We start from the raw sequence: 25,892 nt of genomic DNA, 5'->3' as shown, positions 1-25,892 counted from the left end.
ATAACCTGAACACCCTGCCTTATTGATGGCGAAAAGTGTAACGCGAAGATGGAATTACTATTTTTAGGCACGTCTGCGGGAGTCCCCACGCGCTCACGCAATGTAACGGCAATTTTACTGAATCTGCAACACCCGACTCAGGCGGGGCTGTGGCTTTTCGATTGTGGTGAAGGAACGCAGCATCAGATGCTGACCACGCCATTTAACCCTGGAAAACTCGAGCGTATTTTTATCAGCCATCTACACGGCGATCACCTGTTTGGTTTACCGGGGCTGCTGTGCAGTCGCTCAATGGCGGGGAACGTCCAGCCACTGACGCTTTACGGACCAAAGGGATTGCGAGAGTTTACCGAAACGGCTTTGCGTTTGAGCGGCTCCTGGACCGATTATCCGCTGGATATTGTCGAAATCACCGCGGGTGAAATTGTTGATGACGGCCTGCGTAAAGTAACGGCATACCCGCTGGAGCATCCGCTGGAGTGCTACGGTTTTCGTGTTGAAGAGCACGACAAACCGGGGGCACTTGACGCCAGCGCCTTGAAGACGGCTGGTGTTAAAGCGGGCCCGTGGTTCCAGGATTTGAAAGCCGGGAAAACCATCGTGCTGGAGGATGGTCGAGCGATTAACGGTGCCGATTTTCTCGGCCCTGCCACCAGAGGAAAATCTGTGGCTATTTTCGGCGACACAGGACCTTGCGCGTCCGCCATTGAACTGGCACGCGGTGTGGATGTGATGGTACATGAAACCACACTGGACTCCTCAATGGAGGAAAAAGCCAACAGCCGCGGTCACAGCTCGACCCGACAAGCCGCCCAGTTGGCGCTTGAGGCCGGAGTGGGACGCCTGATCATGACCCACGTTAGCTCACGCTACGATGAAAGAGGTTGTCAGCGGTTACTCGAAGAGTGCAAAGCGATATTTCCAGACACTGAACTGGCTCACGATTTCGCCATTTTCACCGTTTAATGCTCCATTTTTCCGCCTCAGTGCCGATAACAGTGGAAAGGCTGGCTTTCACACTGAGGACAGGATGAACAATTTCCAGAAAGATATTGATGACAGGACAAACCTAACCCTGTCTAACCGTTTTGAACTGCTGCTGTTTCGCCTTGGCAAATCCGTCGAGGAGCAGAAATCAGAACTGTTTGGCATCAACGTATTCAAACTGCGTGAAATCGTACCGATGCCGACCTTTACGCGTCCCGCAGGTATGAAAGCCCCGTTGCTGGGTATGGTTAACATTCGCGATCAGGTGATCCCGGTGATTGATCTGCCTGCCGTCGCGGGCTGTAAGCCAGAGACCGGACTCAACATCCTGTTGATCACGGAATATGCCCGCAGCGTTCAGGCGTTTGCGGTGGAGTCGGTAGAAAACATTATGCGTCTGGACTGGCAACAGGTGCATACCGCCGAGAAAGCCGTCAATGGTCACTACATTACCAGTATCGCCTGTCTGGACGAGAACAAAGAGACTAACAATCTGGCGCTGGTGCTCGATGTCGAACAGATCCTGTACGATATTGTACCGTCGAACCACGACCTGCGCGCAACAGAGCTGAAAACCAATAAGTTCAACATTACGCCGGGTGCGGTGGCGATTGTGGCTGATGATTCCAAAGTGGCTCGCGCGATGCTGGAAAAAGGGCTTAACGCCATGGAGATCCCACACTTAATGCATGTGACGGGCCAGGATGCGTGGGAAAAGATACAACAGCTATCTGAAGAAGCAGAAGCGGAAGGTAAACCAATCAGCGAGAAGATTGCGCTGGTGCTCACCGATCTGGAAATGCCGGAGATGGACGGTTTTACGCTTACCCGTAAGATAAAAACCGACGAACGCCTGAAGAAGATCCCGGTCGTTATCCACTCCTCACTTTCCGGTAGCGCCAATGAAGATCACGTACGCCGAGTGAAAGCAGATGGTTACGTGGCCAAATTCGAAGTCAATGAGCTGTCTTCAGTAATTCAGGAAGTGATGGATCGCACAGCGAAAGGCATCAGCGGCCCGCTGGTGAGCCGTCAACTTTCGGCCTGACGCTCCAGCAACTTGAAGTATGACGAGTATAAGACAGGTAAAAAAAGAGTCTGGACATTGTCCAGACTCTTTTTCGATCACAGCATGATGAATTACATCAGCGGAGCCGCTAACTGCACGATGCTGATCAACGGTTGCGGGTAGATACCCAGCACCAGTACCAGCAGGGCAGAAATCAACACCACGATACCGCCCGCGCTGTACTGCCAGTTGGACGGCGCATCGCGATTCAGCTGCTGCGGTGCGCTCAGGTACAGGCTCACGGCAACGCGCAGGTAGTAGTACAAACCAATCGCGGAACCCACCACCACGGCGGCAACCAGCCACCACAGATTAGCCTGCACACCCACCGCCAGTACGTAGAACTTACCGATAAAGCCCAGCGTCATCGGAATACCCGCCAGAGACAGCATCATCACCGTCATCACCGCCGCGAGGATTGGACGATGCCAGAACAGACCACGGTAGGAGAACAGAGAGTCTGCATCCGGACCGCGGTACGGGCTGGACATCAGGCTGACCACACCGAATGCGCCGAGGCTGCTGAACAGATAACCGGCCAGGTAAACGCCAACCGCTTCCATCGACATCTCGCCGCTCTGCAGGGCAATCAGCGCCACCAGCAGGTAACCGAGGTGAGAGATAGAAGAGTAACCAAGCAGACGTTTGATGTTGGTCTGGCTCAGCGCCATCAGGTTACCGAAGATAATGGAAGCAAAGGCAATCACACCCAGCACGATCCGTACTGCTTCGCTATCACCTACCGGTGCGTACAGGAACAGACGCATCACCACGCCGAAGATAGCGATTTTGCTCGCCGTCGCCAGGAAGGTGGAAACCGGAGCCGGAGCGCCCTGGTATACGTCTGGCGTCCACAGGTGGAATGGAACCAGCGAGAGTTTAAAGCCGAGGCCAACAATCATCAGACCGAAGCCCGCCAGCAGCAGCGGTTCTTGCAGCATACCGTCGCCGAGGCTCTTACCGAGCGCGACAAACGACAGGTTGCCAGACTGCGCGTATACCAGCGCCATACCAAACAGCAGGAAGGAAGACGCTGCGGCAGACAGAATGGTGTATTTGATACTGGCTTCCAGCGAACGTTTCTGACGGAACGCATAGCCAACCAGACCAAACAGCGGCAGAGAGATAAGCTCAATACCAAGGAACAGCGCCGCCAGATGGTTAGCGTTAGCCAGCAGAATACCGCCGAGCGCGGCAATCAGCACCAGCAGATAGAACTCTTCCCGGTTGTCGTCGTAGCCTTCCAGCCACGGGTAAGCGAAGGTACAGGTGGCAAGACTCGCCAGCAGCACCAGCCCGGTGTAGAGCATGGCGAAACCGTCAACCCGCATCAGCGGGGTGACGTCCATAGCGCCCGCCTGGCCAACAAACCAGAGCGAAACCAGTGCGGCGTTAAGCCCAATGACCGACAGCGTGGCATTGAGGAAGTGATTGCGTCGCCACGCAATGGAGAGCATCACAACCACCACCGTCAAGCCGACGATCAGCAGCGGTAGCAGCGCAATCAGGTGTTGTGGAGTTATTGTCATGGCGATTTACGGCCTTGTAGTAGTAACGGAATTAACAAACCACTGCTGGATGTTGCTCATCGCAGAATGCGAGGTATCCAGAATCGGCTGTGGATAGAAGCCAAGCAGTACCAGAAGCACGACCAGCAACAGGATGATAAACAGCTCACGCAGCGACATCCCTGGCAGTTCAACACTGGCAATCTGGCTCTTCGCCTTACCGAAGTAAGCGCGATGCAGCATCGCCAGCGAGTAAACAGAAGCAAACACCAGACCAAATGTCGAGATCACGGTAATAACCGGAACCACCTGGTAGCTGCCGAACAGAATCATAAATTCGCCAACGAAGTTACCTGTACCCGGCATACCCAGCGTACACACTGCAAAGAACATTGACAGCGCAGGCAACCATTTCATTTTGCCCCACAGGCCGCCCATCATACGCATATCACGCGTGTGCAGACGTTCGTACAGCTGACCACACAGGATGAACAGACCGGCTGCGGACAGGCCGTGCGCGATCATCTGAATCACCGCACCCTGGTATGCCAGCTGGCTGCCGGTGTAGATAGCAATCAGTACGAAGCCCATGTGGGATACGGAGGTGTAAGCAATCAGACGTTTGATGTCGTACTGATTAAAGGCCATCCACGCGCCGTAGAAGATGCCGATGACGCCAAGCCACATTGCGATAGGTGCAAACTCCGCTGACGCATTCGGGAACAGCGGCAGGGAGAAGCGCAGCAGACCGTAGGCTGCGGTTTTCAGCAAGATACCTGCCAGGTCAACGGAACCTGCGGTCGGTGCCTGGGAGTGAGCATCCGGCAACCAGCCGTGCAGCGGAACCACCGGCATTTTCACCGCGAAAGCGATGAAGAAGCCCAGCATCAGCAGGTATTCCACGCCGTGGGACATCGGAGTATTCAGCAATTCTTCATAGTTGAAAGTCCACACACCGGTCGCTTTGTAGTGCACAAACACCAGCGCCAGGATGGCAATCAACATCACCAGACCACTCGCCTGGGTATAAATGAAGAACTTGGTTGCTGCCGTGATACGCGTTTTACCGTCAGAGGCTTTATGCCCCCATAGCGCGATCAGGAAGTACATCGGCACCAGCATCATTTCCCAGAAGAAGAAGAACAGGAACATGTCGATGGCAAGGAACACGCCGATTACGCCGCCTAAGATCCACATCAGGTTCAGGTGGAAAAAGCCCTGGTATTTTTCGATTTCATTCCAGGAGCAAAGTACCGCCAGAACACCGAGCAGGCCGGTCAGCACCACCATCAGCAGCGACAGACCGTCGATAGCAAGATGAATCGAGATGCCAAAGCGTGGGATCCACGGCAGGACAAACTCAGACTGCCACTGCGGAATGCCAGTGGATTGCGTCAGTGAATAGCCGCCCTGCAACCAAAGTTGCAGGCCAAGCGCCAGCGTCAGTCCCATGGTAATCAGCGCGATCCAACGCGGCACCTTCACGCCAAAGCGTTCGGTCTGCCAGCACAGAAAGCCACCGATAAAGGGAATCAATATTAGCCAGGGTAGTAACATGGCGATTTTTATTCCTTTTTAAGGCCCCTAATAGAGGCCTGATTTTCAACGAATTTGGATAAAATTCACTTTACGATCAACGCAGTACCATCAACAGAGCCAGCACAACGACGGCACCGATGCTCATTGATGCTACATACCAACGCAGATAGCCGTTCTCGCTTAACAACAGGCCTTTACCTGCAAAGCGGGAAAGGATCGCCGGAATGTTCATCATTGCGTTCAGCGGATCGCGTTTCAGCAGCCATGCAACGCCCAGGAACGGCTTGACGAACACTTTGTCGTACAGCCAGTCGAAGCCCCAGGCGTTATACCACCAGGTACCCAGCAGACGGCCTGGCGCACTGTTGGCAATCGACGTCACCAGAGTACGTTTACCCAGCCACAGCCATGCAGCGATCAGAATGCCTGCAATCGCGACGATACCGGAGGTAATTTCCAGCGTCATCACGCGACCATGCTCAAGCTCGGTCGTCGCAGGCAGTACACCCTGCAGCGGTGGCACAATCAGTGCGCCAACGAAGGTGGACAGGATCATCAGCACAATCAGCGGCAGATGATGTGTAATCCCCTTCCCTGCGTGAGCGTGAATTTGCTCTTTACCGTGGAACACGATGAAAATCATACGGAAGGTGTACAGAGAGGTCATGAACGCACCGACCAGACCTGCAACCATCAGATTAATATGACCGTTCGCCATCGCACCGGCCAGAATCTCATCCTTACTGAAGAAGCCTGCGGTAATCAGCGGCAGAGCCGACAGCGCCGCGCCACCGATCAGGAAGCAGAGATACACCAGCGGAATAGACTTACGCAGGCCGCCCATCTTGAAGATGTTCTGTTCGTGGTGACAGGCCAGGATAACCGAGCCAGATGCCAGGAACAGCAGCGCTTTAAAGAAGGCGTGCGTCATCAGGTGGAAAATCGCCGCGTCCCACGCCTGAACCCCGAGAGCCAGGAACATATAACCAATCTGGCTCATGGTGGAGTATGCGAGAACGCGTTTAATGTCGGTCTGTACCAGCGCGGCGAAACCAGCCAGTACCAGAGTGATAGCCCCGATAATCCCCACCAGATGCAGGATTTCCGGCGTCATCAGGAACAGGCCGTGAGTACGTGCAATCAGATAGACACCGGCGGTAACCATCGTCGCGGCGTGGATCAGCGCGGAGACAGGCGTCGGACCTGCCATCGCGTCAGCAAGCCATGTCTGCAACGGCAGCTGCGCGGATTTACCCACCGCACCGCCCAGCAGCATCAGGGTTGCCCACATCAGCATGTTGTTACCATCTGCAAAGTGAGCAGGTGCCAGTTCCACCATTTCGCGGAAGTTCAGCGTGCCCAGCTCGTTGTAGAGGATAAACAATGCGAAGGCGAGGAACACGTCACCCACACGGGTCACGACGAAGGCTTTCATTGCCGCAGCGCCATTCTTCGGATCGGTGTAATAGAAACCGATCAGCAGGTAGGAGCACAGGCCCACGCCTTCCCAGCCGAGGTACATCAGCAGCAGGTTATCCGCCAGTACCAGAACCACCATGCTGGCGATAAACAGGTTGGTGTAGGCGAAGAAACGGGAGTATCCCTCTTCACCGCGCATATACCAGGAGGCGAACATGTGGATCAGGAAACCCACACCGGTCACCACACTGAGCATGGTCAGCGACAGGCCGTCCAGCACCAGGTTAAAACCGATATTGAAGTCACCGACAGACATCCACGTCCACAGCGGCTGGCTGTAGGCCTGTTGACCATTAGCAAAGAAGTCAACGCCAACAAACGCGGTCACCAGCGCCGCCAGGCCAATCGACCCGACGCCCACGGTCGCGGACAGATTTTCTGACCAACGACCGCGAGAGAACGCCAGTAATACAAAGCCAATAAATGGCAGAATAATGGTTAAGGCAAGCATGTTCATCCACGCATCTCACTTACTGAATCGATGTTCAGGTTCTGGCGACGGCGATGAAGTTGCAGCAACAGCGCAAGTCCAATGCTCGCTTCCGCAGCCGCAAGGCTGATGGCGAGAATATACATCACCTGACCATCGGTCTGGCCCCAGTAGCTTCCGGCGACCACGAAGGCCAGCGCGGAGGCGTTAATCATGATTTCCAGCCCGATCAGCATAAACAGCAGATTGCGGCGGATAACCAGACCGGTTAAGCCCAGTACGAATAAGACAGCCGCGAGGATCAGTCCATGTTGTAAGGGGATCATGCGTGCTCCTCCGTTTTTCTTTTCACGCGGTCATCGGTGCGATTGCTCAGCACTTCACCAGAACGCTCTTCGCGCCCTACGTGGAAGGCTACAACCAGACCTGCCAGCAGCAGCATCGAAGCCAGCTCGACCGCCAGTACATACGGTCCGAACAGGGAAATACCGACAGCTTTCGCGCTAATTGGCGTCCCGTCGATGCCCTGATCGTTAACACCCAGAATGGCATAAACAATAACCGCCAGCATGATGGCCGACAGAATTGCCGGTCCAATCCACACCTGCGGTTTCAGCCACTGGCGTTCCTGTTCAATTTCAGAACCACCGAGGTTGAGCATCATGACCACGAACACGAACAACACCATGATGGCGCCCGCGTAGACGATTATTTCCAGCGCCCCCGCGAAGTAAGCACCTAACGAGAAGAACACCCCGGAAATCGCCAGCAGCGAAATAATCAGGTACAGCAGTGCGTGTACCGGATTGGTGTGGGTGATCACCCGCAAGGTTGCGAGAATGGCTATCAGGCCACAGATATAAAAAGCGAACTCCATTGCCCCTCTCCTTACGGTAACAGGCTCTTGACGTCGATAGGCTTGGCTTCGTTCTCTGCTTCGCCCTTATCTTTGCCGTCGATTGCCATACCTGCCATCCGGTAGAAGTTATATTCCGGGTATTTACCCGGACCGGAGATCAGCAGATCCTCTTTCTCGTAAACCAGGTCCTGGCGCTTGTACTCACCCAGCTCGAAATCTGGAGTCAGCTGAATAGCCGTTGTCGGACAGGCTTCTTCGCACAGGCCGCAGAAAATGCAGCGTGAGAAGTTAATGCGGAAAAACTCTGGATACCAGCGGCCGTCTTTGGTCTCTGCTTTTTGCAAAGAGATACAGCCTACCGGACACGCTACTGCACACAGGTTACAGGCAACGCAGCGCTCTTCGCCGTCCGGGTCACGGGTCAGAACGATACGACCACGAAAACGGGGCGGTAGATAGACTGGCTCTTCCGGATACATCTGCGTTTCGCGTTTCGCGAACGCATGCAGGCCGATCATCCAGATACTGCGTACCTGGGTGCCGAAACCTACTAACAATTCTTTTAAGGTCATGGTCTTTGTGTCCCTTATTGCGCCTGCCAGAGAATGACAGCCGCCGTTACCAGCAAGTTGACGAGCGTCAGCGGCAGACAGACTTTCCAGCCGAAGGACATTACCTGGTCATAACGAGGACGCGGTAACGACGCACGAATCAAAATGAACATCATCATGAAGAACGCGGTTTTCAGCGCGAACCAGACGAATGGCGGTAAGAACGGACCATGCCAGCCACCGAAGAACAGGGTAACCATCAGTGCAGAAATGGTGACGATGCCGATGTACTCACCCACGAAGAACAGACCGAATTTCATACCGGAGTATTCAATGTGGTAACCGTCGGCCAGTTCCTGCTCGGCTTCTGGCTGGTCAAACGGGTGACGGTGACACACCGCCACGCCCGCGATGGCAAAGGTGACAAAACCAAAGAACTGCGGAATAACGTTCCAGATATCAGCCTGGTTGTTGACGATGTCGGTCATGTTAAATGAACCGGCCTGCGCCACCACGCCCATCAGGGAAAGTCCGAGGAATACTTCGTAGCTCAGCGTCTGCGCAGACGCGCGCATCGCACCGAGCAGCGAGTATTTGTTGTTACTGGACCAGCCTGCGAACAGCACCGCGTATACCGCGAGGCCTGCCATCATCAGGAAGAACAGGATCCCGATGTTCAGGTCAGCAACCACCCAGTTCGGGCTCACCGGCACGATGGCGAAAGCCAGCAGCAGCGAGGTAAAGGCGATCATCGGTGCCAGGGTAAAGATGACGCGATCCGAGAATTTCGGGATCCAGTCTTCTTTAAAGAACATCTTGATCATGTCCGCAACCAGCTGGAGCGAACCGCCCCAGCCAACACGGTTCGGTCCGTAACGGTTCTGGAACAGACCGAGCAGACGACGTTCGCCAAAGCTCATGAATGCCCCGCAGGTGACCACCACCAGCAGAATCACGACCGCTTTGAGAACGCTCAGCAGGATCTCAATCAGATCGGGTGTAATCCAACTCATTGTTGTGCCTCCTGCAGATCCTCAAGACGTGCACCAGCCAGAACCGGCGCGATGCCAGGCATACCCATTGGCAAACCAACCTGCCCTGCCGTTAATCCTTCAGCGATTTCAACCGGCAGCGTAACCGTGTTGCCATCGTAGCTGAAAGAAACGCGCGTACCGGCATTCACACCCAACTTCGCGGCATCAGCCGGGTTGAGTTTGATGTACGGCTGCGGCATACGGGTCTGGAAGACAGGCGCACGCTGGGACATTTCGTCACTACCAAACAGATGATAGTAAGGCGCGACACGCCACTGACCATCCTGAGCCTGGAAGCTCGCCGGAACGGTTGTGAAGTAATCCAGACCATCTGCAGAAGCTTCGATCAGACGCACGCCCGGATCGCCATGACGCAGTTTACCGCCCACTTCATCCTGGAACTTGTTCCACGCCTGTGGGGAGTTCCAGCCCGGAGCCCAGGCAAACGGAATTTGTGAACGCGGCGCAGACGGTTGGTTGTTCCCTTCCATAGAGAAAGCGAACATGGTGTCTTTGTCCTGCGGCTGGCGTGGTTCGTGGACGCTGATGTTGGCGCGCATTGCGGTACGGCCACTGTAGCGGTGCGGTTCACGTGCCAGTTTCTGTCCACGGATACGGAAGCTTGCATCCGGCGCGGCATCTTTAATACCCGCCAACTGCGGTAACTTCTCAACGACCGCGTCGATAACATGGTCGAGCTGCGTCCAGTCCACTTCACGACTCTGCACGGTACTGTGCAGCGAGTGCAGCCAGCGCCAGCTTTCCAGCATTACGGTGTTGCTGTCGTAGTAGGATGGGTCATAGACCTGGAAGAAACGCTGGGCGCGACCTTCGTTGTTAATTACCGTACCATCGCTTTCGGCGAAGCTAGCGGCGGAAAGCACCAGATGGGCGTTTTCCATAATAGCCGTGCGCTGATGGTCAACGACCAGTACCAGCGGCGCTTTCGCCAGCGCGGCGTTCACACGCGTTGCTGAAGCATGGCGATGCAGGTCATTTTCCAACACCACAACGGCGTCAGCACGACCTGTTTCCAGTTCGGTCAGCGCGTCGTCAAGGGAACCACCGCCAATCATACCCAGCCCCATGCTGTTAACAGAGCGAGCAATCATGGTGATTCCGACGTCTGCGCCACGGCCTTTCAGCGCCTTCGCCACGTTGGCAGCAGCCTGAATCACGTCGGCGCTACCGGCGTTGGTACCGGAAATAATCAGTGGTTTCTTCGCCCCGGCCAGAGCCTGAACGATGACGTCAATTTTGTTCTGCAGGTCACGGTCGATACCGTCAACCGCCGGGGCGTTGTTATCCAACGCATGGGCGATAGCGAAACCTAAACGCGCCTGATCTTCAACCGGCGCACGGTAGGTCCATGCCGCGATATCATCCAGACGGGTGTTATCGACGTTGGTAACGAACAGCGGGTGCTTGGCGCGCTGGCCGATGTTGAGGATTGCCGCAATCTGCCAGTCGGCCACTTTCTGCGCCGCCGCCATTTCACGCGCTTTACCTTTCACCGCCTGACGCACTGCCAGCGCAACGCGCGCGCCGGTTTGGGTGACATCTTCGCCCAGGACCAGAACCGCATCGTATGACTCGATTTCGCGCAGTGCCGGGGTATGAATACCGCCGTCACGCAGCACGCTCAGAGCCAGTTGCAGACGTTCCTGCTCGCCCTGGGCAATACCGGTATAGAAGTTATCCGCACCGACCAGTTCACGCAGCGCAAAGTTACTTTCAACGCTGGCACGCGGGGAGCCGATACCAATCACTTTCTTCGACTGACGCAGAATATCTGCCGCGCCCTGCATCGCTTGTTCGGCGTTCAGCGTGATCAGGTCATCGCCACGACGCTGTACCGGCTGGCGTGGACGGTCTTTCAGGTTCACGTAACCATAGCCAAAACGACCACGGTCGCAGAGGAAGTAGTGGTTAACGGTACCGTTGTAGCGGTTTTCGATACGACGCAGTTCACCGTAGCGCTCGCCCGGGCTGATGTTACAACCGATAGAACACTGCTGGCAGATGCTCGGCGCAAACTGCATGTCCCATTTACGGTTATAACGCTCGGAGTGCGTTTTATCGGTGAAGACGCCGGTCGGGCAAATTTCCACCAGGTTACCGGAGAATTCGCTTTCGAGCGTACCGTCTTCCGGACGACCAAAGTAGACGTTGTCATGTGCGCCATAGACGCCCAGATCCGCACCATCGGCGTAATCTTTGTAGTAACGTACGCAGCGATAGCAGGCGATGCAGCGGTTCATTTCGTGAGAGATGAACGGCCCCAGGTCCTGGTTGCGGTGAGTACGCTTCGTGAAGCGGTAGCGACGGAAGCTATGACCGGTCATGACGGTCATATCCTGAAGGTGGCAGTTACCGCCCTCTTCACAGACCGGACAGTCGTGCGGGTGGTTAGTCATCAACCACTCCACTACGCTTTCGCGAAACTGCTTCGCTTCTTCGTCATCAATTGAAATAAAGGTGCCTTCGGTGGCCGGTGTCATACAAGACATCACCAGGCGACCACGCGTGTCTTCCGCGTTTTGATATTGCTTCACCGCACACTGGCGGCAAGCACCGACGCTTCCCAGCGCCGGGTGCCAGCAAAAGTACGGAATATCAAGGCCGAGAGACAGACAAGCTTCCAGCAGGTTGTCCGCTCCGTTGACCTCATATTCTTTGCCGTCTACATGAATCGTAGCCATAGTCAGCATGCTTCCAGTTGGCTCGGTCTAAAACCGAGCGTTAATCGAATTTCTGATCGCGATTCAGGGTTACCCTGCTATTACCAGCGCTCTTTCAGCAGGTTCGGCTGAATACCACCAATCTGATGGGTATTGCTGAAGGACTGCTTGATGCCAGCTTCGAATTCTTCGCGGAAATATTTAATGGCGCTCTGCAGCGGCTCCACCGCACCCGGGGCGTGTGCACAGAAGGTTTTACCCGGGCCGAGGAAACGACACAGTTGCTCAAGCGTCTCGATATCCCCAGGCTGGCCTTCGCCACGCTCCAGCGCGCGCAGAATTTTCACACTCCACGGCAGACCGTCACGGCACGGCGTACACCAGCCGCAGGACTCGCGGGCAAAGAACTCTTCGAGGTTACGCACCAGAGGAACCATGCCAATCTCGTGATCGACAGCCATTGCCAGCGCGGTGCCCAAACGGCTACCGGCTTTACCAATGCTTTCGAATTCCATCGGCAGATCGAGGTGCGCTTCAGTCAGGAAGTCCGTACCCGCGCCGCCCGGCTGCCAGGCTTTGAATTTCAGGCCATCGCGCATGCCGCCCGCGTAATCTTCGAGGATCTCGCGCGCGGTAGTACCGAAAGGCAGTTCCCACAGGCCAGGGTTCTTCACGCGACCTGAGAAGCCCATCAGCTTGGTGCCCGCGTCTTTGCTCTGCGAAATGTTCTGGTACCACTCCACGCCGTTCGCGAGGATAGCTGGTACGTTACAGAGGGTTTCGACGTTGTTAACGCAGGTCGGCTTACCCCAAGCGCCAGAGCTTGCCGGGAACGGCGGCTTAGAGCGTGGGTTAGCACGACGACCTTCAAGGGAGTTAATCAGCGCCGTCTCTTCACCGCAGATATAGCGCCCTGCCCCGGTGTGGACAAACAGTTCGAAGTCGAAACCGGTGCCCATGATGTTTTTGCCAAGCAAGCCGGCTTCGGTTGCTTCGGCAATCGCGCGACGCAGATGCACAGCCGCTTCGATATATTCACCACGCAGGAAGATGTAACCACGGTACGCTTTCAGCGCAAACGCGGAGATCAGCATGCCTTCCACCAGCAGGTGCGGCAGCTGTTCCATCAGCAGACGGTCTTTATAGGTACCCGGCTCCATTTCATCGGCGTTACACAGCAGGTAACGGATGTTCATGGATTCGTCTTTCGGCATCAGGCTCCACTTCAGACCGGTGGAAAAACCCGCACCGCCGCGCCCTTTCAGGCCAGCGTCTTTTACCTGATTAACGATTTCGTCCGGTGACAGCCCGGTCAGGGCCTTACGTGCACCTTCGTAGCCGTTCTTGCTACGGTATTCGTCCAGCCAGACCGGCTGTTTGTCATCACGCAGACGCCAGGTCAGCGGATGCGTTTCGGGAGTACGGATAATGTCTTTCATTTATACCGCTCCAGCAGTTCGGGAATGCCTTCCGGGGTCAGGTGAGCATGAGTATCCTCATCGATCATCATGTTCGGCCCTTTATCGCAGTTCCCCAGGCAACAGGTCGGGAGCAGCGTAAAACGACCGTCAAAGGTCGTCTGCCCCGGCTTGATGTTGAGTTTTTTCTCAAGCGCAGCCTGGATCCCCTGATAGCCGTTGATATGGCACACCACGCTGTCGCAATAGCGGATCACGTGGCGACCTACCGGCTGGCGGAAGATCTGGCTATAGAACGTGGCAACACCTTCTACGTCGCTTGCCGGGATCCCCAGCACATCAGCGATCGCATAGATCGCCCCATCCGGCACCCAGCCACGCTGTTTCTGAACGATTTTCAGCGCTTCAATGGACGCCGCACGCGGGTCTTCGTAGTGGTGCTTCTCGTGCTCAATCGCTTCACGCTCAGCCGCACTCAGCTCAAAAGCCTCGGTTTGTGGTTGTTGATTCTCGTGCATAATTAGCGGTCCACATCTGACATAACAAAATCGATACTACCCAGGTGGACGATAAGGTCGGACACCAGGCTGCCACGTACCGCTACCGGGATCTGCTGCAGGTGCGCATAGCTCGGGGTACGGATACGGGTACGGTAACTCATGGTGCTGCCATCGCTGGTCAGGTAGTAACTGTTAATACCCTTGGTCGCTTCCACCATCTGGAAGGACTCGTTTGCCGGCATAACCGGTCCCCACGAAACCTGCAGGAAGTGGGTGATCAGGGTTTCGATATGTTGCAACGTGCGCTCTTTCGGCGGCGGCGTAGTCAGCGGGTGATCCGCTTTGAACGGGCCTTCCGGCATGTTGTTGAGGCACTGCTCAAGGATGCGCAGACTCTGGCGCAGCTCTTCAACTTTCAGCATCACGCGGGTATAGCAGTCGGACACGCCGCCGCCAACCGGGACTTCAAAGTCAAAGTTTTCGTAGCCAGAGTATGGACGCGCTTTACGCACGTCAAAATCAATACCGGTCGCACGCAGCGCAGCACCGGTACAACCCCAGTCCAGCGCTTCTTTCTTACCATAAGCGGCAACGCCCTGCGAACGGCCTTTCAGGATGGTGTTACGCAGTGCGGCTTTCTCGTAGGAATCCAGACGTTTTGGCATCCAGTCGAGGAAGTCACGCAGCAGTTTGTCCCAACCGCGCGGCAGATCGTGTGCCACACCGCCGATACGGAACCAGGCCGGGTGCATACGGAAACCGGTGATCGCTTCCACTACGTCATAGATTTTCTGACGGTCGGTAAAGGCGAAGAAGACCGGCGTCATCGCGCCGACGTCCTGGATGAACGTGGAGATGTACAGCAGGTGGCTGTTGATACGGAACAGTTCAGACAACATAACGCGAATCACGTTGACGCGATCCGGCGTGGTGATGCCAGCCAGTTTCTCAACGGCCAGTACGTAAGGCATTTCGTTAACGCAGCCGCCGAGGTACTCGATACGGTCGGTGTACGGAATGTAGCTATGCCAGGACTGACGTTCACCCATCTTTTCAGCGCCACGGTGGTGGTAGCCGATGTCAGGCACGCAGTCGACGATTTCTTCGCCATCAAGCTGCAGCACAATACGGAACGCACCGTGAGAAGACGGGTGGTTAGGACCGAGGTTGAGGAACATGAAGTCCTCGTTTTCGGAACTACGCTTCATGCCCCATTCTTCTGGTTTGAAGGTCAGTGATTCCATTTCCAGATCCTGTTTGGCTTTAGTCAGCTCAAACGGATCGAATTCGGTCGCACGCGCCGGGTAGTCTTTACGCAGCGGATGACCTTCCCAGGTATGCGGCATCAGCAGACGCGTCAGGTGCGGGTGACCTTCGATGTCGATGCCAAACATTTCCCAGGTTTCACGCTCATACCAGTTGGCGTTCGGGAACAGTTTGGTGAACGTCGGTACGCGCAGGTCGTTTTCAGACAATGCCACCTTGAGCATGATATCGCGATTGCGTTCAATGGAGATCAGGTGATAGAAAACGGAAAAATCCGCGGCAGGTAACCCTTCGCGGTGCGTACGCAGACGTTCGTCCATGCCGTGTAAGTCAAACAGCATGACGTAAGGTTTCGGCAGTCTCTTTAAGAAATCGCCAACTTCCAGTAATTGTTCACGCTTGACCCAAACAACAGGTACCCCGGTGCGAGTCGCCTGAACGGTAAAGGCATCCGGCCCAAAACGGTTGCGCAGTTCGCCAATGACCGGGTCATCAAGGTGATCCCGTGTTTGCCATACAGCGTCTTGCGCGGTTAAGTCGGTCATATTGTTCACCATTGCAAATGGTCCGTGGTGGTCGGCAGTGCTTCGCGCTATTTATGTAGTGATAAGCGAAGGAAGTGCTGCTGCCGACAGGCGCAAATTAAATCTCGTCTGGTGTACGAAGATTCGTTACAGCAATACGTTCGCCGCGTTTACGCTCGCGTTCTGACTGCATATTGGCGCGATAAACGCCCTGATCGCCAACCACCCAGGAGAGCGGACGGCGTTCTTTGCCAATGGAATCTTGCAGCAGCATCAGAGCCTGCATATACGCTTCCGGACGCGGCGGGCATCCCGGGATGTACACATCGACCGGAATAAATTTATCAACGCCCTGCACCACAGAATAGATGTCGTACATACCGCCGGAGTTGGCGCATGCGCCCATGGAAATAACCCATTTCGGTTCCAGCATCTGATCGTAGAGGCGCTGAATAACCGGCGCCATTTTGGTAAAGCAGGTTCCGGCTACGACCATCAGGTCAGCCTGACGCGGCGATGCACGCAGTACTTCCGCACCAAAACGGGCCACATCGTGCACGGCGGTAAACGAGGTCACCATCTCAACGTAGCAACAGGAAAGGCCAAAGTTATATGGCCAAATTGAGTTTTTACGGCCCCAGTTAACCATGTCATGCAGCTTGCCCATGAACACGTTTTTGTTAACTTCTTGCTCCAGGGGGTCGGTTACGATCTCCTGTTTTTGCAGGGGGTAACGGTCGTTCTCACCGTTAGGATCTATGCGGGTGAGCGTATAATCCATCTTAATGCCTCGCGGTTAGCGTTGACGATTAGCGATACTGTTCGTTTCCGGGTTCATACGCTCGCGGCGTGAACGCGCGGGCGTCCAGTCCAGCGCGCCAATACGCACCAGATAAACCAGACCTGCCAGTAACACAAAAATAAAAATTGCAGCTTCCACAAAGCCAATCCAGCCGCTTTCACGGATAGAAGTTGACCATGCGAACAGATACAGCGCTTCAACGTCGAAGATAACGAAGAACATGGCTACCAGATAAAACTTGGCAGACAGGCGCAAGCGGGCGGTGCCGACCGAGTCGATACCTGATTCAAACGGCACGTTTTTAGATCTCGCGCGCGCGCGACCACCTAAAAACCAGCCGCCGACGAGCATCAGGCAGCACAGGCCAATGGCAACAATAAGAAAGATAGCGAATGCCCAGTGATGAGCGATGATTTCAGTGGATGTTGACATACTCATTGCTTACTCATCAAAAGTAGCGCCAAATTCTCTGCTCTTTTCGGCAGATGAACGCCACATCGATTCATGGGGAGGAATAAAAAAAACCTTACAATCACTGTGAAAAACCATTTTATACAGCTAATTGATGGGGTTTTTTACTCCTTTCTATAACCTTTTGTCAACTTTAACAAAAGTTTCCTCACATTATTTTACACCGCTCCAACTTCATTAACATAAAGTGCTATTTAGACCAATTTCGATCGCATCATCGGTCATTTTTAATGTTGTTGAATCGTGTCCGTAGTGAAGTAAAAAAGATAATACTCACCTATTTTGACAGGAATTCACCCAGATGCCTCCCCCTAAATGGGAGTATTTTCTTGATCTGTGACACGCTTTTGTTAATTCACCATAAAAAACAGCAACAATTTCTCTAGTTTTTTAACATGGAAACAATTAGTAACGCTGCTGCTTATTTTTCAGCCAGGTGTCAGGCCGTTTTTTTACCTTCTGATTTTGTTAAGTTTTAGTATAGCAAATGACATAAAGCGGCAATATTTACATAAAAAAAGAGCCGCTGGATGTTTTTTCATCACCAGAGGCTCTTTTTTACACTAACATTTTAAAACGATTTTATGTGACGGATTACTCAAAGTCGCCTTCAACAATCAGCGAGTCATCTCCCCCTTCAGGGGTAAACTGATTGTATTGCCAAGGATTTTGATACGTTTGCATCGACTTAAAGATAACTTCTGCCAACTCATTTTGCGTGGACGGATCGCAGCACAACAGATACTCAGTATCAGGCAATGGCGGTAATCCGTCGGCGGCGCCCAGTACGCGTAAATCTGGACTCATCATTTCAACAGGCCGCGCAGTGACGCCGAGCCCTGCTTTTACCGCCGCGCGAACCGCAGGTAAGGTTGAAGCGACATAAGCCAGACGCCACGGGATCTGAGCAGCATTTAATGTCGCCAGCACGATATCGCGAAACGGGCTCGGATCGTCCAGCAGAACCAACGGTACCGGCTCACCTTTTTGCAGAATATATTCGGCAGCACAGTACCAATGCGTTGGCGAGGTACGCAGATTCAGACATTCAAAATCGCCAGGACGGTTGGTAGTCACAACCAAGTCCACTTCTTGCGACCTCAGCATATCCACCATGTAGGCGTTACGCTTGACCCTCACATCCAGCGCAAGCTTCGGATAAACCGAACTTATCCGGTTGAGCAGGAAAGGCAGTATGGTATCGGCTGATTCATCAGAAGCACCGATAGTTAACACTCCCTGAAGATTATTAAACATTAATGATGAGCATGCCTCATCATTAAAGCGCAGTATTTTTCTGGCGTAACCCAACAGTTGTATACCATGTTCGGTCAGTAGTTTGTTGCGTCCATGGCGCGCGAACAACTCTTTCCCCACGAGTTGCTCAAGACGCTGCATTTGCTGACTCACCGCAGACTGAGTTCGACATACCGCAGCTGCCGCAGCCGCAAAGGTATTCAGGTCGGCAACAGCAACGAAGGTTCTCAGCAGATCGAGGTCGAGGTTAATTATCGGACGATTTGCATTTATCATAGTTTTTCACTTACTCGCGGGTCATACCGGGTTAATGCTGTGCATTTGGAATCAAACAACTCCATTTGTAATGTGCCTCCCTCGCAGTTTCGCTTAGGGAAGGTGCGAACAAGTCCCTGATATGAGATCATGTTTGTCATCTGGAGCCATGGAACAGGGTTCATCATGAGTCATCAACTTACCTTCGCCGACAGTGAATTCAGCAGTAAGCGCCGTCAGACCAGAAAAGAGATTTTCTTGTCCCGTATGGAGCAGATTCTGCCATGGCAAAACATGGTGGAAGTCATCGAGCCGTTTTACCCCAAGGCTGGTAATGGCCGGCGACCTTATCCGCTGGAAACCATGCTACGCATTCACTGCATGCAGCATTGGTACAACCTGAGCGATGGCGCGATGGAAGATGCTCTGTACGAAATCGCCTCCATGCGTCGGTTTGCCCGGTTATCCCTGGATAGCGCCTTGCCTGACCGCACCACCATCATGAATTTCCGCCACCTGCTGGAGCAGCATCAACTGGCCCGCCAATTGTTCAAGACCATCAATCGCTGGCTGGCCGAAGCAGGCGTCATGATGACTCAAGGCACCTTGGTCGATGCCACCATCATTGAGGCACCCAGCTCGACCAAGAACAAAGAGCAGCAACGCGATCCGGAGATGCATCAGACCAAGAAAGGCAATCAGTGGCACTTTGGCATGAAGGCCCACATTGGTGTCGATGCCAAGAGTGGCCTGACCCACAGCCTAGTCACCACCGCGGCCAACGAGCATGACCTCAATCAGCTGGGTAATCTGCTGCATGGAGAGGAGCAATTTGTCTCAGCCGATGCCGGCTACCAAGGGGCGCCACAGCGCGAGGAGCTGGCCGAGGTGGATGTGGACTGGCTGATCGCCGAGCGCCCCGGCAAGGTAAGAACCTTGAAACAGCATCCACGCAAGAACAAAACGGCCATCAACATCGAATACATGAAAGCCAGCATCCGTGCCAGGGTGGAGCACCCATTTCGCATCATCAAGCGACAGTTCGGCTTCGTGAAAGCCAGATACAAGGGGTTGCTGAAAAACGATAACCAACTGGCGATGTTATTCACGCTGGCCAACCTGTTTCGGGCGGACCAAATGATACGTCAGTGGGAGAGATCTCACTAAAAACTGGGGATAACGCCTTAAATGGCGAAGAAACGGTCTAAATAGGCTGATTCAAGGCATTTACGGGAGAAAAAATCGGCTCAAACATGAAGAAATGAAATGACTGAGTCAGCCGAGAAGAATTTCCCCGCTTATTCGCACCTTCCTTAGTGTAACCAAGTGAAAATAAGGATGTATTTGGTTTAACAAACGAAACAATTCTCTTTCCTGGCTATTTTAATACCCGTGATATTCATCGGAATATAGCAACGAGAAAGAGCCGAATTTTTAGCTGCTGGATGATTCTGACTTAGGGAAAACATGTAAATTTTGTAAATTTAAAAAAAAGTTAACGAACAATAATTTACACATTAAAAACTAACTTTTCAGTGTGTTAGGAACAACCAACAAACATTTGAATTATCTTAAAATTCAGACTACTTACCATTTCATGAGACTTATCTTAACCTAAAACCACTATATTTATAAGTGTTATCGTGAATAATTCCAGGCTACCAGGTGTTATGTCAGAGCAGCGGTTTTGCTATTATTGGCCCATTCAATTTAATGTCGTTTAAATATTAAATAATAATTAATTAAGAATTCTTCAATTCATTAATTCTGCTTAACAATGAATTCACACCGTATCACGTACGGATCAGGCCGATAACAGGTCCCGCAGTTAAAACCTCAGTATTTTCGAATTACCACATCCAGCTTAGACACCCGTGACATTTCGCTTTACAGGCTTAACTTTTTTTGACCAAACAAATCACCACAACCAAACCAATAAAACAAAATATACTACCAACAAAACACATCCAGATAGATTATTATCTCATAATATTTACATTATTTAGTTGTTAACAGTTAATTATCACTTCATAGCTTTTCAAAATCTTCTACTAAAGACCCTTCAAAACTCACCGCCGTGGGAGTACATTGTGCTGGGCTGACTTCCATGGCAGGGAGTGGCATTCACAGCTAAAAAGGTCAACGTTCATGTCCCCCATTGAAAAATCCAGCAAATTAGAAAACGTCTGTTATGACATTCGCGGCCCGGTTCTGAAGGAAGCAAAGCGCCTGGAAGAAGAAGGCAATAAGGTTCTGAAACTGAACATCGGCAACCCGGCGCCATTCGGGTTTGAAGCGCCAGATGAAATACTGGTGGATGTGATCCGCAATTTGCCAACAGCGCAAGGATATTGCGACTCCAAAGGCCTTTATTCCGCCCGGAAAGCGATTATGCAGCATTACCAGGCCCGTGGTATGCGCGACGTAACCGTGGAAGATATTTATATCGGCAACGGCGTTTCTGAATTAATTGTGCAGGCTATGCAGGCATTGCTGAACAGTGGGGACGAAATGCTGGTTCCTGCTCCTGATTATCCGCTGTGGACGGCGGCAGTATCGCTCTCCGGCGGTAATGCCGTGCACTACCTGTGTGACGAATCATCAGACTGGTTCCCGGACCTGGATGATATCCGCGCCAAAATCACGCCGCGTACGCGTGGGATCGTCATCATCAACCCAAACAACCCAACCGGCGCTGTTTACTCTAAAGAGCTGCTGATGGAGATTGTTGAGATTGCTCGCCAGAACAACCTCATCATCTTTGCGGATGAGATTTACGACAAAATTCTCTACGACGATGCTGAACACCACTCCATCGCTGCAATGGCGCCGGATCTGCTGACCATCACCTTCAATGGCCTGTCAAAAACCTATCGCGTTGCCGGTTTCCGTCAGGGCTGGATGGTGCTGAACGGGCCGAAGAAACATGCTAAAGGATATATTGAAGGTCTTGAGATGCTGGCCTCTATGCGCCTGTGTGCCAACGTTCCGGCGCAACATGCCATTCAGACCGCGCTGGGCGGATACCAGAGCATCAGCGAATTTATCATGCCTGGTGGGCGTCTGTATGAACAACGCAACCGCGCCTGGGAACTGCTCAATGACATTCCCGGTGTCTCCTGCGTAAAACCGCGCGGCGCGCTGTATATGTTCCCGAAAATTGATGCTAAACGCTTCAACATTCATGACGACCAGAAGATGGTGCTCGACTTCCTGCTGCAGGAAAAAGTACTGCTGGTTCAGGGAACAGCGTTCAACTGGCCGTGGCCGGATCATTTCCGCATCGTCACGCTGCCGCGTATTGACGATATTGAAATGTCGTTGAGTAAATTTGAGCGTTTCCTGTCAGGGTATCACCAGCTGTAATTAAACAAAGGCTGTCGGATGGATGACGAGTATTTGCATCTGACAGCCTTCTCTGCGCAAAATGACTTTTAGGTTGCCATCATATAAGGGTCGTTATGAAGCAGAGCCATTTTTTTGCCCACCTCTCCCGTCTGAAGCTCATTAATCGCTGGCCGCTGATGCGCAACGTGCGCACCGAAAACGTGTCTGAACACAGTCTGCAGGTTGCCATGGTTGCCCATGCGCTGGCCGCGATCAAAAACCGTAAATTTGGTGGTCAGGTTAATGCTGAGCGTATTGCTCTGTTGGCGATGTATCACGATGCGTCAGAAGTGCTGACCGGTGATCTCCCTACCCCGGTGAAATATTTCAACTCGCAGATTGCGCAGGAATATAAAGCGATAGAGAAAATTGCTCAGCAAAAGCTGGTCGATATGGTACCTGATGAACTGCGCGATATTTTTGCGCCGCTCATTGATGAACATGCCTTAAGTGAAGAAGAGAGATCGATTGTTAAACAGGCCGATGCCCTGTGCGCGTATCTGAAGTGTCTGGAGGAACTCTCTGCCGGTAATAACGAATTTCTGCTTGCCAAGACGCGTCTGGAAAAAACGCTGGAGTCGCGACGCAGCGAAGAGATGGACTACTTTATGGACGTGTTTGTCCCGAGTTTTCACCTCTCATTAGATGAAATCAGCCAGGATTCTCCGCTATAAAAGCATGACCCGGTGGCGGCGAAGATATCCCCGTCGCCATCCGCCAACAACATCAAAACGGAAACAGCATCGGGATCATCACCACGCACACCGCCATCACAATGATGGTAAACGGTACGCCAATCTTCACGAAATCGCTAAAGCTGTAGTTGCCAGGTCCGAGCACCAGAGTGTTTACCGGGGAAGAGACCGGTGTCATAAAGGCTGCGGATGCCGCCATCGCAATCCCCATCGCAAAAGGATACGGTGAAACGCCCATCGACTTTGCAGCCGCAAGCGCGATTGGCGCCATCAGCACCGCCGTCGCGGTGTTGGAGATAAATAACCCGATAGTCGCACACAGCACGAACAGGCAGCCCAACATCACATACGGGCCATACCCGCCGCCGACATCCATCAGCCCTTTCACCACCAAGTCGACACCGCCGGTTTTTTGTAAAGCCAGCGCGAAGGGCATCATCCCGACAATCAAAATAATGCTTGGCCAGTGAATCGCTTTATAGGCACTTTCGGCATCAATACAGCGAAATTTCCCCATCAGTAGACAGGCGATGATCGCAGCCACCGTATTGGGGATTTCATCAGTGAGCATCAGAGCAACCATCAGCACCAGACAGAAAATCGCATGCGGTGCCTGGCTGTGCGCCGGAGAAGCTTCACTGACTTCCTCGGGCATATTCAGCACGACAAAATCACGCCCTTTTTGTCCCAACAGTGTGATGAGCTTCCAGTTGCCCACCACTAATATGATATCGCCCATCAGCAATGGCTCATCCACCACCGCTCCAGCCAGAGCCGCGCCATCGCGCTTCAGCCCAACGACATTCAGCCCGTAGCGGGTACGAAAAGCGATTTCCCGTACCGTTTTGCCGATCAATTCCGATTCAGGGATCAGAGAGATCTCGGCCATCCCCACATCAAGCGCCTGCTCCGAGAAGTATTCGCCGCGCAGTACCATTGGTTCCAGAAACTGTTCACTGCAAAATTCACGCAGGTCGACATCGGCCGCGGACATATCAATCAGCAATACGTCACGGGCGCGAAACTCAGAAACCCCGTTAACGTCGACTATTACGCGACGAAAGCGACGCCAGCGTTCCACGCCAATCACGTTTGCTCCGTAGCGCTCACGCAGCTTCAGATCATCCAGACGCTGGCCAATCATAGGAGAACCGGGACGAATCGCCAGCCGACGCGCGCGCCCGGTCAGGCGATATTCTTTAATCAGATCGCGAAAGGTCCGGCGTTTCCAGCCGTCTCCCGGCTGCCTGGAATCTTCTCCCTTGAGCATAAAGCGCATCAGCAGCATATAAATTATGCCGAGTACCAGAACCACCAGCCCCAGCGGGGTAACGCTAAAAAAGCTGAACCCGTTAAGTCCTTCACGTAACAGTTCACTATTGACGACCAGGTTCGGCGGCGTCGCCACCAGCGTCATCATGCCGCTTATCAATCCGGCAAAGCTCAGCGGCATCATCAGGCGTGAAGGGGAAATTTCCATGCGCATGGAAACGCTTAAGACCACCGGGATAAAGATGGCGACCACGCCGGTCGAACTCATAAACGCCCCGAGCCCGGCAACGGTAATCATCAGCAACACCAGCATTTTGACTTCACTGCTGCCAGCCACCTTCACCAGCCAGGCACCCATTACCGTCGCCACCCCGGTACGCACCAGGCCGTCGCCGATAATGAATAATGCCGCTATCAAAATAACGTTAGGATCGCTGAATCCGGAAAAGGCTTCTGTGATGCTCAATGTTCCGCTCAGAACAAAGGCAATGATGACCAGCAAAGCGACCGCGTCCATACGCACTCTGCCAGTGACAAACAAGACGACGGCAATCGCCAGCAATGAGAGAACCCATATCAATTCACCGTTCACAACATATCCTTGTTAAATGAGAGGGATGGATCGATTCTGCCATAAAAAAGCCCCAACAATCTGGGGCTAAATCATGTTCAGGTATTTCTTACCACGACCACATTTCCGTTAGGCTGTTTGGTCACAGAAATATGTTCCAGACTGGTCAGCGAAAAATCGACCTCATCCAGACGCGGCGTGTCCACTGGCGCGTTGACCGCTATCACATGACACCCTGCAGCCAGTCCTGAAAGCACCCCAGCGGGCGCATCTTCCACCACCGCGCATTCCTGTGGCGCAAGACCCAGAAGCTGGGCGCCTAACAGATAGGCGTCAGGCTCGGGCTTGCCTCTTTTTACCCGCTCGGCGGTGACAAACACTTCAGGAGCAGGCAGACCCGCGACACGATGACGCGCTCGTGCGACCGGCATGGATCCGGAGGTCACAATCGCCCATGGAATACCCGCTTTATTGAGGTGGTTGAGTAAATCAACCGCTCCCGGCAGCGCAGTGATCCCAGCGGTTTCCGTCGCTTCGATCTGCTCCAGGCGGGTGAATTCCGCGGCGATCTCAGCCTCAGATTTGCCCACCATAAAGTGTCGCAGGGAGGTAATGGCCTGCTTGCCATGAATAAAGCCGAGCACCTCGGCGTGATCGAGGCCAAAACGATCGGCCCAGTTGCACCACGCGCGTTCAACTGCGGGTAAGGAATCGACCAGCGTTCCATCCAGATCAAACAGAAAACCTTTGCACTGCACGCTCGCCCCCTCAGGCATTAATGATTTGGTTAATTTCATTCGCACTCAGGTGATACTGGCGCGGGCAAGAGTGCCAGACATTCAGCATACGCTGATATTTTTCCCACATCGGGGTCTGGGCGTTGAAGCCATGCGTACCCGCATCAAAGTGGGTATAACGACCTTCTACATTAACCATAAAACGTACGTACCCGAGGTAACGGGCTTCCGTTGCGGCGTCAAAGCCAAGGAAGGTCACGCGGCGCTCATCAATAGCCTGCGCGTCCTTAAGATTAGTCCAGGACACATGTAATGCGTGATACATCTCCATAATATCGATAATCGTACGACAGGTTTCTTCCGTCAGCTCACCAAACTCACGATCCAGCTCGCGCATCTGCAAGCCGTAACCGCGTTCAATAATCGTCTGCAAACGACGATAACGCTCGGCGTTAGTGGGATCGAGCATAGTCATCATTTTGTACTGATTAGACAAAATCAGACGTTGAGCGTTGGTCATTTCCATTTGGGACTCCTGTATCACTACTACTGCGATGAAAAAAAAGAAGGCATCTTGTGCCTTCTTTTATATGCGTAATC

Annotated in this window: 22 protein-coding genes; 5 read left to right on the top strand and 17 right to left on the bottom strand. The window is 53.2% G+C overall.

Annotated elements, in window-relative coordinates; genetic code table 11:
* Positions 1-48: 48 nt before the first annotated feature.
* Positions 49-966: a ribonuclease BN gene (gene rbn / locus HV311_RS07665; protein WP_191220925.1), complete on the top strand. Its 918-nt coding sequence runs from the start codon at positions 49-51 to the stop codon at positions 964-966.
* Positions 967-1,030: 64 nt separating this feature from the next.
* On the top strand, positions 1,031-2,035 hold the full coding sequence (locus HV311_RS07660; protein WP_191220924.1) for a chemotaxis protein: 1,005 nt from the start codon (positions 1,031-1,033) through the stop codon (positions 2,033-2,035).
* A gap of 92 nt (positions 2,036-2,127) precedes the next feature.
* Here HV311_RS07660 and nuoN read toward each other — a convergent pair whose 3' ends face one another.
* The 14 genes from nuoN to lrhA form a co-directional block, all read right to left on the bottom strand.
* Positions 2,128-3,585 carry an NADH-quinone oxidoreductase subunit NuoN gene (gene nuoN / locus HV311_RS07655; RefSeq protein ID WP_016153830.1) on the bottom strand — a complete coding sequence of 486 codons (1,458 nt, stop codon included), beginning with the start codon at positions 3,583-3,585 and terminating at the stop codon, positions 2,128-2,130.
* A 6-nt stretch (positions 3,586-3,591) separates the two neighbouring features.
* Positions 3,592-5,121 carry an NADH-quinone oxidoreductase subunit M gene (nuoM, locus tag HV311_RS07650; RefSeq protein WP_016153831.1) on the bottom strand — a complete coding sequence of 510 codons (1,530 nt, stop codon included), beginning with the start codon at positions 5,119-5,121 and terminating at the stop codon, positions 3,592-3,594.
* Between the two features lie 76 nt (positions 5,122-5,197).
* Entirely contained in the window at positions 5,198-7,039 is a 1,842-nt protein-coding gene (gene nuoL, locus HV311_RS07645) for an NADH-quinone oxidoreductase subunit L (protein WP_016153832.1), read from the bottom strand.
* Complete coding sequence (gene nuoK, locus HV311_RS07640) at positions 7,036-7,338, bottom strand: NADH-quinone oxidoreductase subunit NuoK (protein ID WP_006683663.1); 303 nt, start codon at positions 7,336-7,338, stop codon at positions 7,036-7,038. Before nuoK ends, nuoL begins: the two co-directional genes overlap by 4 nt.
* The gene (nuoJ, locus tag HV311_RS07635; protein WP_191220923.1) at positions 7,335-7,889 is read right to left on the bottom strand and encodes an NADH-quinone oxidoreductase subunit J; all 555 of its coding nucleotides are present in this window, start codon (positions 7,887-7,889) and stop codon (positions 7,335-7,337) included. The genes nuoK and nuoJ overlap by 4 nt, the downstream gene beginning before the upstream one ends.
* A gap of 11 nt (positions 7,890-7,900) precedes the next feature.
* Positions 7,901-8,443 carry an NADH-quinone oxidoreductase subunit NuoI gene (nuoI, locus tag HV311_RS07630; RefSeq protein WP_005129470.1) on the bottom strand — a complete coding sequence of 181 codons (543 nt, stop codon included), beginning with the start codon at positions 8,441-8,443 and terminating at the stop codon, positions 7,901-7,903.
* Between the two features lie 14 nt (positions 8,444-8,457).
* Complete coding sequence (gene nuoH, locus HV311_RS07625; protein ID WP_016153834.1) at positions 8,458-9,435, bottom strand: NADH-quinone oxidoreductase subunit NuoH; 978 nt, start codon at positions 9,433-9,435, stop codon at positions 8,458-8,460.
* Positions 9,432-12,158, bottom strand: coding sequence for an NADH-quinone oxidoreductase subunit NuoG (gene nuoG, locus HV311_RS07620; protein ID WP_032931989.1), 2,727 nt, complete (start codon positions 12,156-12,158; stop codon positions 9,432-9,434). Before nuoG ends, nuoH begins: the two co-directional genes overlap by 4 nt.
* A gap of 80 nt (positions 12,159-12,238) precedes the next feature.
* On the bottom strand, positions 12,239-13,576 hold the full coding sequence (gene nuoF, locus HV311_RS07615; RefSeq protein ID WP_016153836.1) for an NADH-quinone oxidoreductase subunit NuoF: 1,338 nt from the start codon (positions 13,574-13,576) through the stop codon (positions 12,239-12,241).
* Positions 13,573-14,073: an NADH-quinone oxidoreductase subunit NuoE gene (gene nuoE / locus HV311_RS07610; protein WP_003028069.1), complete on the bottom strand. Its 501-nt coding sequence runs from the start codon at positions 14,071-14,073 to the stop codon at positions 13,573-13,575. The genes nuoF and nuoE overlap by 4 nt, the downstream gene beginning before the upstream one ends.
* Positions 14,074-14,075: 2 nt before the next feature.
* Entirely contained in the window at positions 14,076-15,878 is a 1,803-nt protein-coding gene (gene nuoC / locus HV311_RS07605) for an NADH-quinone oxidoreductase subunit C/D (protein ID WP_016153837.1), read from the bottom strand.
* Between the two features lie 85 nt (positions 15,879-15,963).
* Positions 15,964-16,626 carry an NADH-quinone oxidoreductase subunit NuoB gene (gene nuoB / locus HV311_RS07600; RefSeq protein ID WP_003028075.1) on the bottom strand — a complete coding sequence of 221 codons (663 nt, stop codon included), beginning with the start codon at positions 16,624-16,626 and terminating at the stop codon, positions 15,964-15,966.
* Positions 16,627-16,641: 15 nt separating this feature from the next.
* Positions 16,642-17,085, bottom strand: a complete 444-nt coding sequence (nuoA, locus tag HV311_RS07595) for an NADH-quinone oxidoreductase subunit NuoA (protein WP_003028077.1) — start codon at positions 17,083-17,085, stop codon at positions 16,642-16,644.
* A 627-nt stretch (positions 17,086-17,712) separates the two neighbouring features.
* The gene (lrhA, locus tag HV311_RS07590) at positions 17,713-18,651 is read right to left on the bottom strand and encodes a transcriptional regulator LrhA (protein WP_191220922.1); all 939 of its coding nucleotides are present in this window, start codon (positions 18,649-18,651) and stop codon (positions 17,713-17,715) included.
* 165 nt (positions 18,652-18,816) lie between these two features.
* On the opposite strand from lrhA, the gene HV311_RS07585 reads away from it, so the two are divergent.
* The 3 genes from HV311_RS07585 to yfbR all read left to right on the top strand — a co-directional run bounded on the left by HV311_RS07585 (position 18,817) and on the right by yfbR (position 22,691).
* Positions 18,817-19,797: an IS5-like element IS5 family transposase gene (locus HV311_RS07585; protein ID WP_064349473.1), complete on the top strand. Its 981-nt coding sequence runs from the start codon at positions 18,817-18,819 to the stop codon at positions 19,795-19,797.
* Between the two features lie 981 nt (positions 19,798-20,778).
* Positions 20,779-21,996 (top strand): alanine transaminase AlaA, encoded by a 1,218-nt coding sequence (gene alaA, locus HV311_RS07580; RefSeq protein WP_005129483.1) that lies wholly within the window; start codon positions 20,779-20,781, stop codon positions 21,994-21,996.
* Between the two features lie 95 nt (positions 21,997-22,091).
* Positions 22,092-22,691 (top strand): 5'-deoxynucleotidase, encoded by a 600-nt coding sequence (gene yfbR, locus HV311_RS07575; protein ID WP_003028083.1) that lies wholly within the window; start codon positions 22,092-22,094, stop codon positions 22,689-22,691.
* Positions 22,692-22,743: 52 nt separating this feature from the next.
* Here the strand turns inward: yfbR and HV311_RS07570 are convergent, their stop codons facing one another.
* The 3 genes from HV311_RS07570 to HV311_RS07560 form a co-directional block, all read right to left on the bottom strand.
* On the bottom strand, positions 22,744-24,576 hold the full coding sequence (locus tag HV311_RS07570; protein ID WP_019077293.1) for an SLC13 family permease: 1,833 nt from the start codon (positions 24,574-24,576) through the stop codon (positions 22,744-22,746).
* A gap of 77 nt (positions 24,577-24,653) precedes the next feature.
* Positions 24,654-25,331 carry a sugar phosphatase gene (locus HV311_RS07565; protein ID WP_085951065.1) on the bottom strand — a complete coding sequence of 226 codons (678 nt, stop codon included), beginning with the start codon at positions 25,329-25,331 and terminating at the stop codon, positions 24,654-24,656.
* Positions 25,324-25,818, bottom strand: a complete 495-nt coding sequence (locus HV311_RS07560; RefSeq protein WP_016153841.1) for a YfbU family protein — start codon at positions 25,816-25,818, stop codon at positions 25,324-25,326. Before HV311_RS07560 ends, HV311_RS07565 begins: the two co-directional genes overlap by 8 nt.
* Between the last annotated feature and the right edge of the window lie 74 nt (positions 25,819-25,892).

The organism is Citrobacter sp. RHBSTW-00881, assembly GCF_013728515.1.
Classification (GTDB): domain Bacteria; phylum Pseudomonadota; class Gammaproteobacteria; order Enterobacterales; family Enterobacteriaceae; genus Citrobacter; species Citrobacter braakii.
This window is presented reverse-complemented; position numbering and strand designations above follow the sequence as displayed.